The sequence below is a fragment of the Thermostichus sp. OS-CIW-30 genome (assembly GCF_054060215.1).
Window position 1 is genome coordinate 31302 of sequence record NZ_JBSSCZ010000012.1, and the last position, 14701, is coordinate 46002.

11 protein-coding genes are annotated in these 14701 nt (G+C 57.6%); 5 read left to right on the forward strand and 6 right to left on the reverse strand.

Features of this window, described 5'->3' with window-relative positions:
• The 6 genes from ACVWZF_RS06660 to ureC all read right to left on the reverse strand — a co-directional run bounded on the left by ACVWZF_RS06660 (position 1) and on the right by ureC (position 7279).
• Entirely contained in the window at positions 1 to 1218 is a 1218-nt protein-coding gene (locus ACVWZF_RS06660) for an RNA-guided endonuclease InsQ/TnpB family protein (RefSeq protein WP_457411136.1), read from the reverse strand.
• A gap of 81 nt (positions 1219 to 1299) precedes the next feature.
• A complete protein-coding gene (locus ACVWZF_RS06665; RefSeq protein WP_457411137.1) occupies positions 1300 to 2559 on the reverse strand; it encodes an ABC transporter substrate-binding protein in 1260 nt (419 codons plus the stop codon).
• A gap of 59 nt (positions 2560 to 2618) precedes the next feature.
• Positions 2619 to 3842 (reverse strand): RNA-guided endonuclease InsQ/TnpB family protein, encoded by a 1224-nt coding sequence (locus ACVWZF_RS06670; RefSeq protein ID WP_457411160.1) that lies wholly within the window; start codon positions 3840 to 3842, stop codon positions 2619 to 2621.
• Positions 3730 to 4323, reverse strand: coding sequence for an IS607 family transposase (locus ACVWZF_RS06675; RefSeq protein WP_457411139.1), 594 nt, complete (start codon positions 4321 to 4323; stop codon positions 3730 to 3732). Before ACVWZF_RS06675 ends, ACVWZF_RS06670 begins: the two co-directional genes overlap by 113 nt.
• 67 nt (positions 4324 to 4390) lie before the next feature.
• Entirely contained in the window at positions 4391 to 5497 is a 1107-nt protein-coding gene (locus ACVWZF_RS06680; protein ID WP_457411141.1) for an ABC transporter ATP-binding protein, read from the reverse strand.
• A 63-nt stretch (positions 5498 to 5560) separates the two neighbouring features.
• Entirely contained in the window at positions 5561 to 7279 is a 1719-nt protein-coding gene (gene ureC, locus ACVWZF_RS06685; RefSeq protein WP_011431695.1) for an urease subunit alpha, read from the reverse strand.
• A 327-nt stretch (positions 7280 to 7606) separates the two neighbouring features.
• On the opposite strand from ureC, the gene psaA reads away from it, so the two are divergent.
• The 5 genes from psaA to ACVWZF_RS06710 all read left to right on the forward strand — a co-directional run bounded on the left by psaA (position 7607) and on the right by ACVWZF_RS06710 (position 14664).
• Entirely contained in the window at positions 7607 to 9874 is a 2268-nt protein-coding gene (gene psaA / locus ACVWZF_RS06690; protein WP_011431694.1) for a photosystem I core protein PsaA, read from the forward strand.
• A 21-nt stretch (positions 9875 to 9895) separates the two neighbouring features.
• Complete coding sequence (gene psaB / locus ACVWZF_RS06695) at positions 9896 to 12130, forward strand: photosystem I core protein PsaB (protein ID WP_011431693.1); 2235 nt, start codon at positions 9896 to 9898, stop codon at positions 12128 to 12130.
• A gap of 107 nt (positions 12131 to 12237) precedes the next feature.
• Positions 12238 to 12819: a Uma2 family endonuclease gene (locus tag ACVWZF_RS06700; protein ID WP_011431692.1), complete on the forward strand. Its 582-nt coding sequence runs from the start codon at positions 12238 to 12240 to the stop codon at positions 12817 to 12819.
• A 116-nt stretch (positions 12820 to 12935) separates the two neighbouring features.
• Positions 12936 to 13529, forward strand: a complete 594-nt coding sequence (locus ACVWZF_RS06705; RefSeq protein WP_011431691.1) for an IS607 family transposase — start codon at positions 12936 to 12938, stop codon at positions 13527 to 13529.
• Positions 13417 to 14664, forward strand: coding sequence for an RNA-guided endonuclease InsQ/TnpB family protein (locus ACVWZF_RS06710; protein ID WP_457411162.1), 1248 nt, complete (start codon positions 13417 to 13419; stop codon positions 14662 to 14664). Before ACVWZF_RS06705 ends, ACVWZF_RS06710 begins: the two co-directional genes overlap by 113 nt.
• Positions 14665 to 14701: the final 37 nt, after the last annotated feature.

Below are 14701 nucleotides of genomic sequence, written 5' to 3' on the forward strand. Positions count from 1 at the left end.
CTACCCGACCCTGACTGCTTCGCAGTACAGGGCGGGCTTTCGGCAGCCCTGCAGTTGGCAAGCCAACCACGAACCTCTAGGCTGGTTTACAGCAGCCCCCAAGAGCGCAATCACCTTCGCACCGTTAAAATCCGCATCCCCTTCCCAACCGCAATGCCCGCATTTGAACTGCTTACCCTTGCGATAGGATTGAGCGGAGTCGGGATGAATATGCAGGCACTTGTGGCAGATCTGCGAGGTATAGGCCGCAGGGACAGCTACCACCTTGACACCCGCCCTCACAGCCTTGTATTCGATAAACCGCCGCAGCTGGTAGAACGCCCAGCTATTGCTACGCCGCCGCTCCTCACGACTGCGGGGCTGCCGGTTGGTACGCCCCCGGATGCCGCTCAAGTCCTCAATGGCAATGCAGGCAGAAAGAGATTGAGCTGCTTTAACGATGCGCTTAGCGATACTGTGGTTCACCCAAGCTTGAAAGCGTCTCTCTTTGCCAGACAGCCGTTGCAGCAGTTGACGGCATCGCCGCCTGCAACTGCGGGTGCCCTTACTGGCCTTGCGCTGAAGAGACGCTCTTAACCGACAGTAGTGATCTCGGACTTTGTTCAGCTGCTGTCCATTCCAGTTGTCTCCTTCGGAGGTATGTGCAATGTCTCGCCGCCCCAGGTCAACACCAATCACCTTGTCGGTGTTCTGTTGCTTGGGGGGCTCTGCCTCGACACAAATCTGGATGGAGTAGGAGCCGTCCTTCCGCTGGACTAGGGTGGCCGTTCGCGTCAGCGGACCGGAGGTCTTTTTGGGGTCAGAGCCAGCCAGCATTCCCCTCTGGTAGTTGCCAATGGCTAGCTCAAAGCGTTCTCTTCCATCAACCGTGGCAAGCGACACTGTCCAGTCTTTCTCGCGAAACGAGAAGATACGGGCATCGTAGGTAACGAACCTACGCTTGAACTCTTTAACCGGACGGTTGCGCTGTCTCGCCACTTTGCGAGCGCCTGCCACCCGTCTGCAGACCTGCTGGGCCAGATTACTGGACAAGCCAAACCGAGCGCGAATCTGGTAATAGCAAAGGGATTGGAGTTTGACTGCGTTGACTACTTTTTCTGGTGTGTTTTGGTTGACCCAGTTCAACGCCTGCACAAAGGCATCCATTGTCGCGTCCAATTTGGCGGCTTGCGACTGGGACACCTTGAGCTTGCAGGATACGGTCAGGACTTGGGTCATGGTTCTATCATAACTTCCGCATTCCTCCCGACACTGACCCTACGGGTACAGTGCGGGGCTCCTGCGATTTCTAGCTGACCCCTATCCCGGCAAGACTTGTTGCTGCCAGAGGGCCTCCAGTTGCACCGTGTATTCGGAGTTCACGATGGGCACTGCCCCAGCAATGGCCTCTTGAATGGGGATCCCGGCAGCAGCCTCCAGCTGGGCAAAAGCTGTTTGGTAGTCGGCAGACAACCGGCTGACATCAATGAGCGGCAGATCCCCCCAAACCTCCGGCTTGAACTTTTCCAATTGCCCCTCCGGGCTGGCCAAAACCTCCGCCAAGACCATCGCCCCCCAAGGATTGGCCGCATTAATGGGAATGGCTGTAAACGAGGGATCGATCAAGCTGGTGCCCGGGATCCCATAGGGGGTGGTGCTGGGGGGAAATTGGCCGTTGCCCTTGCGTAAGATCACCTGATCGATAAAGGTGGGGATGAGCCACACTTCGCCGTTGGCAAAAAGCTCCGCCAGGCGGGCAAAGGTGGGCGGGTAGGTTTGGCCCTGTCTCCACAGGAAGGGATCCAGCTTTCTCAGGTATTCCACCAGGGCAGGGGATTGTCGCGCCCAGAGATCGGCATCGAAGTCCGGCCCGCTGTACTGAGCATAGCCCCCGGTCACGCCGTAGAAGGCGCTCAACAAAAAGCGGCTGCCATGAAAATCCGGCGGGGCCACGTAGGTAAATCGCCCTGGATTGGCCTCTGCCCAAGCCAACAGTTCGGCGTAGCTCTGGGGGGGATTGGGTACCCGTTCGGCATCATAGGCCATCAAAAAGTAGTTGCCGGTGTAGGGCGCAGAATAGCCCTCGGTGGGCAGGCCAAAATCCGTTGCAATATCGGCGGGATCGTAGAAGGGCAAGCTGGGCAATTTCTCAGCAAAAGGGCCGAAGAGCAAATTCCCCTGCTTGAGGGTGCGGAAGTTGTTGCCATTGATCCAGATGAGATCGATGCTGCCGCCGCTGAGCAGCCCGGCCTGTACCTCCCCAATCACCTTGTTGACTGCTTCAACGGTATCCGTGAGCGGGATCCGGTTCAAGCGAATGCCATAACGCTCCTGCAACTGGCTTTTCACCCAGCCATCCACGAAGCCGTTGATGGCCTCGCTGCCGCTCCACATGGCCCAGTTGACAGAGCTGCCCCGCGCCCGCTCCAGAATATCCGCCCAGCTCAAGGATCCCAGATCCACCATGTTCTGGGAGGTGTTCTGGGCAAACGGAGAGCCTTGACTCAACGCCCAAGCCCCCAGGGATCCCAGACCAGCCAACACCTGCCGCCGCTTCCAGAAAACGCTTTTGGGTTGCATAGCCTTGCCACCATCCCCATCAAACTTTCAGGTTCCAGATTCAACTTAAACTGATACATTTACGCTGAACACTGCTGAGCATTACTGCTCAACGGTGAAGCGATAGCATTCTGTCCGTTTCCGTTCGCGTTAGCGGGACGGAGTCCGAACAGAAAGGCGGTATCCCGCAAAGCTCTGAGCATAACACCCAGAGCGCCTTGCCAATCTCGTGGTAGCCTGTGGTCGCACTTTGGGCATCTAAACACCTTTGCGCCACCTAACCTCGTGTGGATGTGCCCGCACTTGGTACAGGTTTTGCTGGTGTACGCTTCCGATACTTCCACAACAACCACGTTTTTCTTTTGGGCTTGAAATTTCAGGAACTGCTTGAACCGATAGTGCGCCCAGGTGAGCATCGCCCTTGCTGTCTTGCTACCAAACTTCCTCCCCGCCTTGGCAGCCATCTTGGCTGACTCGAAAGTAGGGAGGAATATCAATCGGTAGTTATTCGTTAGGAACGCCGCTACCTTGCGATGGCACTCGTCCACCAAGTTCCTGATTCTCTCCCGCAGACGAAACGCCGCTTGCCGCATTCGCCTACGCTTGGGTCTCGGCGCTTTACTCAGCCTAGATTGCAGATCGTCTAGGTGGTAGCACAGCCGAGTGATTCTACCAAAGTCCCCCTTAGCGATATCTACAAAACCTGCCCCATCAAACCCTGTAAAGAAACTTCTTACCCCAGGGTCAAGCGCAACCACCCCCTTTGCTAACGAACACTGCTCGTTCACGGGCTCAGGGAAGATGGCATACCATCTGTCTTTCACCCGCGTTAGCTTAGTCCCATAGGCACACTTTTGCGGCACCGCTTCTGACGCCGTAAACGACAAACCCTTCGTGAGCTTCGGATACCACCTGCCCTGACTGAAATTACTGTTGTTGAACTGCAAGGTGTGGGTCTTATCCCTCACACTGCGAAACCGAGCTTCCTTGCTTTGGCGAAACGCTTGCCATGCCTCCATGACGGCGTTCTGCTTAATGTGGCAGGGGGCGTCCTTCACCCACTGCGGCAAGTCCGATTGCAGGATAATATTCCGCAGCTTTTCTGGGGTTTTAGTAGTGCCATGCTGACGCTGATAGGCAATCGCTTGGTTGTAGCAGTACCGGCATGCCGCTTGCCAATGCTTCCAAGCCTTAGCCAGCGCTGGTTCCGGATAAATCCTTATCTTTCTCGATTGCAGCCCGATATTTCCTGAGTCCGTAGAGCCGACTGCTGAAGCAGTGCAGGATGGTGAGGATATCCTCAACCAGTTCCTGTTGGGGAGAAAGGTGATCGTCATCGAGAACCAAGACTTCGCACCCGTATTGACGGCAGTACCACTCAACGAACTCAAATCCAAACCGGCAGAGTCGATCCCGGTGAGCGACCACAATTGTTCCGACATCTCCCGCACGAACTCGTTCCAATAAGGCAAGGAACTTCGGTCTTTTGAAGTCGAGACCGCCGCCAATCTCTCCGACCACTTCGGCTCCAGGATAGAGGTTAACCAGTCTTGCAATCTGTCTCTCCAAATCTGACTTCTGCCCCCGACTGCTGACTCGGGCGTACAAAACGACTCGTTTGACTTTCTTTGGCGTTCTGATGTAGCTGTCGAGGTCATACCTTCTCGCCCTACCGGATGGTGTGCGTATTGCCTTGATCCAACCTTTCTGTTCCCATCGCCTCAAAGTGTGGAGACATACCCCGAAATAGTCCGCCGCTTCTCTCGGTTTCACATACCTAGCCATACTAAGCAGCCATGCTGAACATACTATACGTTATTTCCAGTATAGTCCAGCATATCATTGACTAGAGTCATACTCTCCCCTCTTCCTTTGGGAAAAGGGCCGGGGGTGAGGGATCCCCGCCAACCCCCACAGGCCACAGAGCCTCTGGCGGCAAATGGATCCACACTGCCTGCCCCGGCGCAAACACCTGATGGGGAGCCACCCAAGCCTGCAGACTGCCCCAAGGGGTTTGTAAGGTCAGCCGTCGCTGGGTGCCCGCAAAGCGTTCCGCCATCACCTGGGCCAAGAAAACATTGTCGGCCAAGCCGGGCGGCTGGGGAAGCACCTGCACCTGTTCCGGACGCACCGTCAGCCGCACCTGACCTTGAAGTGGCACGGCGCTTTTCAAGCGGATCCCGTTGTTGAGGCGAAGTTGGTGACCCTCCGCCTGCGCATCGAAAAAATTGACCCCGCCAAAAAAGCGGGCAATGCGCTCGGAGCGCGGCTGCTGATAGAACTCCACAGGGGATCCCACCTGGTGTAGCTGCCCCTCAAACATCAGGCCGATGCGTTGGGCCATGGCTGTGGCTTCTGCTTGATCGTGGGTAACCAGCACCGTCGTCACCCCTGTTTCCGCCTGCAGCTCCAGGATGAGAGCCTGCATCTCTTGGCGCAGGTTGGCATCCAGGGCCGATAAAGGTTCATCCAACAGCAGCACCTTGGGCCGAATCACCAAAGCCCGCGCCAGGGCCACCCGCTGCGCTTGTCCGCCAGAAAGCTGACTGGGCCGACGCTGAGCAAACCCGGCCAATTGTACCCGCTCCAGCATGCGCAAGGCGGCAGCCTCCCGCTCTGTCCGGGGAATGCCCCGCATTTTCAGGCCAAAAGCGACATTCTCCCCCACGCTCAGGTGGGGAAACAGGCGGCTGTGTTGGGACAGCAAAGTCACGCCGCGCCGTTCCGGCGGCAGAGGGTTGAGGGGGATCCCGTCCAGCCAGATTTCCCCCGGATAGGGCAAGGGATCCGGCTCCAGCAGGCCGGCGATGAGATTGAGGGTGGTGGACTTGCCGCAGCCCGACGGCCCCAGCAGGGCGAAGATCTCCCCTGCCTCCACACTCAAAGACAAATCCCTGAGGACAGGGATCCCTCCCTTGTGGAAGCGCTTGCTGAGGTGGCGGAGAACAAGGTGGCCCATGCTTGGGTTACCGATCAAACGCTCAATAGAGCTCTCAAACTCTCCCAAATTAGAACACCCAAATTAGAACAGAAAATACCGCTGCGCCATGGGCAGCACCTCTGCCGGCTCGCAGGTGAGCAATTCTCCATCGGCCCGCACTTCATAGGTCTCCGGGTTCACCTCAATGTGGGGAGTGGCGGTATTGAGTTTCAAATCCGCTTTGCCGATCTCGCGGCAATTTTTCACCGCTACGGCCCGGCGCTGGATCCCCAGTTTTTCCGGGATCCCCAGGTCTAGGGCAGCCTGGGAGACAAAGAGGAGGCTGGTCTCGGTCAAGGCGCGGCCAAAGCTGCCGAACATGGGGCGAGGGTACACCGGCTGCGGGGTCGGAATGGAAGCATTGGGATCCCCCATCTGGGCGTAGGCAATCAGGCCCCCCTTCAGGACGATTTCCGGCTTAACCCCAAAAAAGGCCGGCTTCCATAGACACAGATCCGCCAGCTTTCCCACCTCCACCGACCCGATGACGTGGCTGAGTCCTTGGGCGATGGCAGGGCAGATGGTGTACTTGGCTACGTAACGCTTGGCCCGGAAGTTGTCGTTGCGGCTGCTGTCTTGTGGCAAAGGCCCCCGCTGCACCTTCATCTTGTGAGCCGTCTGCCAAGTGCGGATGATCACCTCCCCCACCCGGCCCATGGCCTGCGAGTCGGAAGAGATGATGCTGAACACCCCCATGTCATGCAAGATGTCTTCGGCGGCGATGGTTTGGGGACGAATGCGGCTTTCGGCAAAAGCAATATCCTCCGGCACATTCTTGCTCAGGTGGTGACACACCATCAGCATGTCCAGATGCTCTTCGATGGTGTTGCGGGTAAAGGGGCGGGTGGGATTGGTGGAGCTGGGCAGCACGTTGGGCTCAGAGGCAATGCGAATGATATCGGGGGCATGCCCACCCCCGGCCCCTTCGGTGTGGAAGGTGTGAATGGTGCGGCCATTGATGGCAGCGATAGTGTCCTCCACGAAAGCGGACTCATTTAAGGTATCGGTGTGGATGAGGGTTTGGATGTCGTACTCATCCGCGACCTGCAAACAGCTGTCGATCACCGCCGGCGTGGATCCCCAATCTTCGTGGATCTTGAGGCCGCAGGCCCCCGCTTCCACCTGTTCCCGCAAAGCTGCGGGAAAAGCCGCGTTTCCCTTGCCAAAAAAGCCCAAATTGACGGGGAACCCCTCCGCCGCCTGCAACATCTTGCCCAAGTTCCAAGCTCCAGGGGTGCAGGTGGTGGCGTTGCTGCCTGTGGCCGGCCCAGTTCCGCCCCCCAAAAGGGTGGTCACTCCCGAGGCGATGGCAAACTCGCACAGCTGCGGACAGATGAAATGCACATGGGCATCGATCCCGCCCGCTGTCAGGATCAGGTTTTCCCCGGCAATCACCTCAGTGCTGGGGCCAACCACCATGCCCGGCGTCACCCCCGCTTGGATGTTGGGGTTGCCGGCTTTGCCAATGCCGACAATGTAGCCATCGCGAATGCCCACATCCGCCTTGACAATGCCCCACCAGTCCAGGATCAGGGCGTTGGTGATCACCAGATCCAAGGCCCCGTTGGCGCGGGTGGCCGTCGGCGATTGCCCCATGCCATCGCGGATGGTTTTGCCGCCCCCAAACTTAATCTCCTCGCCGTAGGTGGTGAAATCCTCCTCCACCTCGATGATCAGTTCGGTATCCGCCAGGCGCACCCGATCCCCTACGGTGGGGCCGTAGTTGCTGACGTATTGGCGACGGGGAATCTCTAGGGTCATAGGGTGGTATCTGCAAAAGGGCTGCCAGGGTTTTACCACACATCCCCACCCAGGGGATCCCTTGCTGCTTGTTGTCTGGTTTCAACCCTTCATTAGAACCCATTGGGTCGACTGAAAATTCGTTACATATATTTACATCTATGATCGAAAAAACAATTGCCAATCGACTCCGACCTCGATGGGACAAGGGATCCCTCGTTTAATTATTGTGAAGCAACTGAGGGCTCACAAACCCTGACCTATAATGCCAGGTAAGTCCTGCCCTGGGGGAATCTTCTGCCAAGGGGTAGGGATGCTTCGTTCCTTGTCGCAAGAGAGGAGTTCTTGATGACAACTACGCCAAAGGAGCGAGAGCCGAAGGTCAAGGTGTCGGTTGATGTGGATCCGGTTCCCACCTCATTTGAGAAATGGGCTAAGCCGGGCCACTTCGATCGCAGCCTATCCCGTGGCCCCAAGACCACGACCTGGATCTGGAACCTCCATGCTCTTGCTCATGACTTCGACAGTCACACCAGCGACTTAGAAGACGTCTCTCGTAAGATCTTTTCCGCTCACTTCGGCCACTTGGCAGTGGTTTTCGTCTGGCTGAGCGGCATGTACTACCACGGAGCTCAGTTCTCCAACTATTCCGCTTGGCTGGCGGATCCGATCAACATCAAGCCCAGCGCCCAAGTGGTCTGGCCCATCTTCGGCCAAGAGATCCTGAATGGGGATGTGGGCGGCGGCTTCGAAGGGATCCGCATTACTTCCGGTCTGTTTCACCTCTGGCGAGCTGCCGGCATCACCAATGAGTTTCAACTCCTCTGCACCGCCATCGGTGGCTTGGTGATGGCCGGGTTGTGCCTGTTTGCCGGCTGGTTCCACTACCACAAGCGGGCTCCCAAGCTGGAGTGGTTCCAAAATGTGGAATCGATGCTCAACCACCACCTGGCGGGCCTGCTGGGGCTGGGTTCTTTGGCCTGGGCCGGTCACCAAATCCACGTGGCCATTCCCATCAACAAGATGTTGGATGCGGGCGTGCCGGCTGACCAGGTGCCTTTGCCCCACGAGTTCATCCTCAAGCCCGCCTTGATGAAGGAGATGTTCCCCAGCGTGGATTGGGGCATCTTCAGCGGGGTGGTGCCCTTCTTTACCTTGGATTGGGGCAAGTACGCGGAGTTTCTCACCTTCAAGGGTGGCCTGGATCCGCAGAACGGTGCCCTCTGGCTGACCGACCAAGCCCACCACCACTTGGCCATTGCCGTGCTCTTCATCGTGGCCGGGCACATGTACCGCACCAACTGGGGCATTGGCCACTCCATTAAAGAGATCCTGGAAGCCCACAAGGGCCCCTTCACCGGCGAAGGCCACAAGGGCCTCTACGAAGTGCTCACCACCTCTTGGCATGCCCAGCTGGCCATCAACCTGGCCATGGTGGGATCCCTGAGCATCATCGTGGCGCAGCACATGTACGCCATGAACCCCTACCCCTACATGGGCATCGACTACGCCACCCAGATCTCCCTGTTTACCCACCACATGTGGATAGGCGGCTTCTTCGTGGTGGGGGGTGCTGCCCACGGGGCCATTTACATGGTGCGGGACTACGACCCGGCGGTGAACCGCAACAACGTGTTGGATCGGGTATTGCGCCACCGCGACGCCATCATCAGCCACCTCAACTGGGTGTGTCTGTTCTTGGGCTTCCACGCCTTTGGCTTCTACGTCCACAACGACACCATGCAGGCCCTGGGTCGTCCGCAGGACATGTTCTCGGACACCGGCATCCAACTGCAGCCCATCTTTGCCCAGTGGATCCAGTCGCTGCACACTTCGGCCATTGCCAGCACCGCTCCCTATGTGGGCGCCTCGGTTAGCCCCATCTTTGGTGGCGACGTGGTGGCTGTGGGTGGCAAGGTGTCCATGATGCCCATGGTGCTGGGCACGGCGGACTTCATGGTGCACCACATCCACGCCATGACCATCCACATTACGGTGCTGATCCTGCTCAAGGGGGTGTTGTTTGCCCGCTCTTCCCGGTTGATCCCGGACAAAGGCAAATTGGGCTTCCGCTTCCCCTGCGATGGCCCGGGCCGCGGCGGCACCTGCCAGGTCTCCGGCTGGGATCACGTGTTCCTGGGGCTGTTCTGGATGTACAACTGCATCTCCATCGTGATCTTCCACTTCAGTTGGAAGATGCAGAGCGACATCTGGGGCACCGTCAACGCCGATGGCACGATTGAGCACATCACCGGCGGCAACTTTGCGGCCAGCGCCATTAACATCAACGGCTGGTTGCGGGACTTCCTGTGGGCGCAATCGGTGCAGGTGATCAACTCCTACGGCTCGGCTCTGTCGGCTTATGGGCTGCTCTTCTTGGGCGCTCACTTTGTCTGGGCCTTCAGCCTGATGTTCCTGTTCAGCGGTCGCGGCTACTGGCAGGAGCTGATTGAGTCCATCGTTTGGGCCCACAACAAGCTAAAAGTCGCTCCGGCCATTCAACCCCGCGCTCTGAGCATCATTCAGGGTCGGGCGGTCGGTGTGGCCCACTACCTGTTGGGAGGGATCGTCACCACCTGGGCGTTCTTCCTGGCACGGTTCGGCGCACTCGGCTAAGGCAAGGAGGAAGAGAGAATCATGACAACTGCAACTCGTTTTCCCCAATTCAGCCAAGACCTGGCCAGCGATCCCACCACGCGTCGGCTGTGGTATGGCATTGCCACCGCCCACGACTTCGAGACCCACGATGGCATGACGGAGGAGCGGCTTTACCAAAAGCTGTTCGCCACCCACTTTGGCCATCTGGCAATCATCTTCCTGTGGGCCTCCGGCAACGTCTTCCACATTGCTTGGCAAGGCAACTATGAGCAATGGGTAGCCAACCCCACGGGTGTCACCCCCATCGCCCACGCCATCTGGGATCCCCACTTTGGCAAGGCAGCGGTGGAAGCCTTTACCCAACCGGGGGGCGGCGGCCCCGTCAACGCGGCCTACTCTGGCCTGTACTACTGGTTCAACACCATTGGCCTGCGCACCAACGGCGATCTCTACGCCGGTGCCATTGGCCTGTTGTTGTTGGCGGCGGTGTTTCTGTTTGCCGGCTGGCTGCACCTGCAGCCCCGCTTCCGGCCTAGCCTGAGCTGGTTCAAGAACGCTGAAGCCCGTCTCAACCACCACCTGGCCGGCTTGTTTGGGGTCAGTTCCCTGGCTTGGACTGGTCACCTGGTACACGTCGCCATCCCCGAGTCCCGCGGGCAGCACGTAGGCTGGGACAACTTCCTTACCACTCTGCCCCACCCGGCAGGTCTGAAGCCCTTCTTTACCCTCAACTGGGGGGTCTACGCCCAAAACCCGGACACGGCCAACCATGTCTGGGGCACGGCAGAAGGGGCGGGCACGGCCATCCTCACTTTCTTGGGTGGCTTTAACCCCAACACCCAGTCTCTGTGGCTGACGGACATGGCCCACCACCACCTGGCCATCGCGGTGATCTTCATCGTGGCCGGCCACATGTACCGCACCAACTGGGGCATTGGCCATAGCATCCGGGAGATCCTTGGCGCCCACAACCCCCCCAAGGGCACTCCCTTCGGAGGCCTGCTGGGAGAAGGCCACAAAGGTCTCTACGACACGGTCAACAACTCCCTGCACTTCCAGTTGGCTCTGGCCTTGGCCTGTCTGGGGGTGGTGACCTCGCTGGTGGCGCAGCACATGTACGCCCTTAACCCCTACGTGTTCATGTCCATGGATCACACCACGGAGGCGGCTCTCTACACCCATCACCAGTACATTGCTGGCTTCTTGATGGTGGGGGCGTTTGCCCACGGGGCCATCTTCCTGGTGCGGGACTACGATCCTGAGGCCAACAAGAACAACGTGCTGGCGCGGGTGCTGGATCACAAAGAAGCGATCATCTCCCACCTCAGTTGGGTATCGCTGTTCTTGGGCTTCCACACGCTGGGGCTGTACGTCCACAACGACGTCATGCAGGCCTTTGGCACGCCCGAGAAGCAGATCTTGATCGAGCCGGTGTTCGCCCAGTTCATCCAGGCCTCTCACGGCAAGATGATCTACGGCATGGATGTGTTGTTGTCCAACCCCGACAGCCTTGCTTCTACCGCTTGGCCCAACTACGGCAACGTGTGGCTGCCGGGCTGGCTGCAGGCCATCAACGATCCCAATGGATCCCTGTTCCTGCCCATTGGCCCGGGTGACTTCCTGGTGCACCACGCCATTGCGCTGGGCTTGCACACCACCACCTTGATCTTGGTCAAGGGGGCGTTGGATGCCCGCGGCTCTAAGCTGATGCCGGACAAGAAGGACTTTGGCTACAGCTTCCCCTGCGACGGCCCGGGTCGAGGCGGCACCTGCGACATCTCCGCCTGGGATGCCTTCTACCTGGCCATGTTCTGGATGCTGAACACCATCGGCTGGGTTACCTTCTACTGGCACTGGAAGCAGCTTGGGGTTTGGAGCGGCAACACTGCCCAGTTCAACGAGAACTCCACTTACCTGATGGGCTGGCTGCGGGATTACCTCTGGGCCAACTCTGCTCAGTTGATCAACGGCTACAACCCCTACGGGATGAATAACCTGGCGGTTTGGGCCTGGATGTTCCTGTTTGGCCACTTGGTCTGGGCGACGGGGTTCATGTTCTTGATCTCCTGGCGCGGCTACTGGCAAGAGCTGATCGAGACCTTGGTGTGGGCGCATGAGCGCACTCCCTTGGCCAAGCTGATCCGCTGGAAAGACAAGCCGGTGGCCATGTCGATTGTCCAAGGTCGTCTGGTGGGTCTGGCTCACTTCACGGTGGGTTACGTGTTGACCTATGCGGCCTTTGTTATCGCCTCGACAGCCTCTCAGTCGGGGTAGCAAGCCCATAACCTGCTGAATAGGGATCCCTCGGCTGGTCCAGGGATCCCTTTTTTGTGAGTTGGTAGAGTGGTGATATGAAGTTTAGGGTCTGATGAGTTTGGTCGATGACTCTAGCCGCCCGATTGGATCCCTATATCAGGCGATATACCTTTGAGGAGTTTCATCGGCTGATTGAGTCTGGACAGATTGAAGAGCCCAATCAGTTGGAGCTGATTGACGGGCTCCTGGTTCAAAAGATGACGAAAGGGGAGAGGCACGCCGCCTACTGTAGCCGCCTGTACCGACTGTTGGTGGGCCTTGTGCAGGAGCAAGCTATTGTGCGCACCCAGGATCCGGTGCAACTGCCCCCCAATCACGAGCCAGAGCCCGACTTTGCCATTGTGCGCTTTCAGCAGGATGAGTACCGCTCTCGGCATCCTCAGCCCGAAGACATCTATCTCATCATCGAAGTGGCTGATTCTTCCCTTACCTATGATCGGGAAGTCAAACTCGGACTCTACGCCAAAGCCGGGATCCCCAACTACTGGATCTTGAACTTGCAAGAGAACTGCCTAGAGACGTACAGCTTGCCAACAGGGTCGGGAGTTTACCAGAAAAGAGAGGCTTACACCCCCGAGGAGAAAGTTGGGATCCCAGGGATCCGGGCTGGAGAGTTGAGTCTGGATCAGGTTTTTTCCATCGGTTAAGGCAGGGATCCCTTGCCGGCAGATCGAATCTTGGCTGGCAGGAGCATGACTCTATTCAATGATACGCTGGACTATACTGAAAATAATGTACAGTATGTTCAGTATGGCTGCTTGGTATGGCTAGGTATGTGAAACCGAGAGAGGCGGCGGATTATTTTGGGGTGTGTCTCCACACTTTGAGGCGATGGGAACAGAAAGGTTGGATCAATGCAGTACGTACGCCGTCTGGTAGAGCGAGAAGGTATGACCTCGACAGCTACATCAAAGCGCCCAGAAAGGCCAAGCGAGTCGTTTTGTATGCCCGAGTCAGCAGTCGAGGGCAGAAGTCAGACTTGGAGCGACAGATTGCAAGACTGGTTAACCTCTATCCTGGAGCCGAAGTGGTCGGAGAGGTTGGCGGCGGTCTCAACTTCAAAAGACCAAAGTTCCTTGCCTTATTGGAACGAGTTCGTGCGGGAGATGTCGGAACAATTGTGGTCGCTCACCGGGATCGACTCTGCCGGTTTGGATTTGAGTTCGTTGAGTGGTACTGCCGCCAATACGGGTGCGAAATCTTGGTTCTCGATGACGATCACTTTTCTCCCCAACAGGAACTGGTTGAGGATATCCTCGCCATCCTGCACTGCTTCAGCAATCGGCTCTACGGACTCAGAAAATATCGGGCTGCAATCGAGAAAGATACGGATTTATCCGGAGCCAGCGCTGGCTAAAGTTTGGAAGCGGTGGCAAGCGGCGTGCCGGTACTGCTACAACCAAGCGATTGCCTATCAGCGTCAGCATGGCACTACTAAAACCCCAGAAAAGCTGCGGAATATTATCCTGCAATCGGACTTGCCGCAGTGGGTGAAGGACGCCCCCTGCCACATTAAGCAGAACGCCGTCATGGAGGCATGGCAAGCGTTTCGCCAAAGCAAGGAAGCTCGGTTTCGCAGTGTGAGGGATAAGACCCACACCTTGCAGTTCAACAACAGTAATTTCAGTCAGGGCAGGTGGTATCCGAAGCTCACGAAGGGTTTGTCGTTTACGGCGTCAGAAGCGGTGCCGCAAAAGTGTGCCTATGGGACTAAGCTAATGCGGGTGAAAGATAGATGGTATGCCATCTTCCCCGAGCCCGTGAACGAGCAGTGTTCGTTAGCAAGGGGGGTGATCGCACTTGATCCTGGAGTAAGAAGCTTCCTTACAGGGTTTGATGGGGCGGGCTTTGTAGATATCGCCAAGGGAGACTTTGGCAGAATCGTTCGGCTGTGCTACCACCTAGACGATCTGCAGTCTAGGCTGAGTAAAGCACCGAGACCCAAGCGTAGGCGAATGCGGCAAGCGGCATTTCGTCTGCGGGAGAGAATCAGGAACTTGGTGGACGAGTGCCATCGCAAGGTAGCGGCGTTCCTAACGGATAACTACCGATTGATATTCCTCCCCACTTTCGAGTCAGCCAAGATGGTTGCCAAGGCGGGGAGGAAGTTTGGTAGCAAGACGGCGGGGGCGATGCTCACCTGGGCGCACTATCGGTTCAAGCAGTTCCTGAAGTTCCAAGCCAAAAAGAAAAACGTGGTCGTCGTGGAAGTATCGGAGGCGTACACCAGTAAAACCTGTACTAAGTGCGGGCACATCCACACCAAGTTGGGTGGCGCAAAGGTGTTTAGATGCCCAAAGTGCAACCATAGGCTACCACGAGATTGGCAAGGCGCTCTGGGTGTTATGCTCAGAGCTTTGCGGGATACCGCCTTTCTGTTCGGACTCCGTCCCGCTGACGCGGTCGCGTTAGCGTCGCGTAGCGACAACGGAAACGGGCAGAATGCTATCGCTTCACCGTTGAGCAGTAATGCTCAGCAGTGTTCAGCGTAAATGTATCAGTATTGTGGGTGGAGAAGCGTTTGCAGAA

Coding starts and splice junctions, on each gene's coding strand:
- ACVWZF_RS06660 (WP_457411136.1), bottom strand. CDS start 1,218: ATGACCCAAGTCCTGACCGTATCCTGCAAGCTCAAGGTGTCCCAGTCG.
- ACVWZF_RS06665 (WP_457411137.1), bottom strand. CDS start 2,559: ATGCAACCCAAAAGCGTTTTCTGGAAGCGGCGGCAGGTGTTGGCTGGT.
- ACVWZF_RS06675 (WP_457411139.1), bottom strand. CDS start 4,323: ATGGCTAGGTATGTGAAACCGAGAGAAGCGGCGGACTATTTCGGGGTA.
- ACVWZF_RS06680 (WP_457411141.1), bottom strand. CDS start 5,497: ATGGGCCACCTTGTTCTCCGCCACCTCAGCAAGCGCTTCCACAAGGGA.
- ureC (WP_011431695.1), bottom strand. CDS start 7,279: ATGACCCTAGAGATTCCCCGTCGCCAATACGTCAGCAACTACGGCCCC.
- psaA (WP_011431694.1), top strand. CDS start 7,607: ATGACAACTACGCCAAAGGAGCGAGAGCCGAAGGTCAAGGTGTCGGTT.
- psaB (WP_011431693.1), top strand. CDS start 9,896: ATGACAACTGCAACTCGTTTTCCCCAATTCAGCCAAGACCTGGCCAGC.
- ACVWZF_RS06700 (WP_011431692.1), top strand. CDS start 12,238: ATGACTCTAGCCGCCCGATTGGATCCCTATATCAGGCGATATACCTTT.
- ACVWZF_RS06705 (WP_011431691.1), top strand. CDS start 12,936: ATGGCTAGGTATGTGAAACCGAGAGAGGCGGCGGATTATTTTGGGGTG.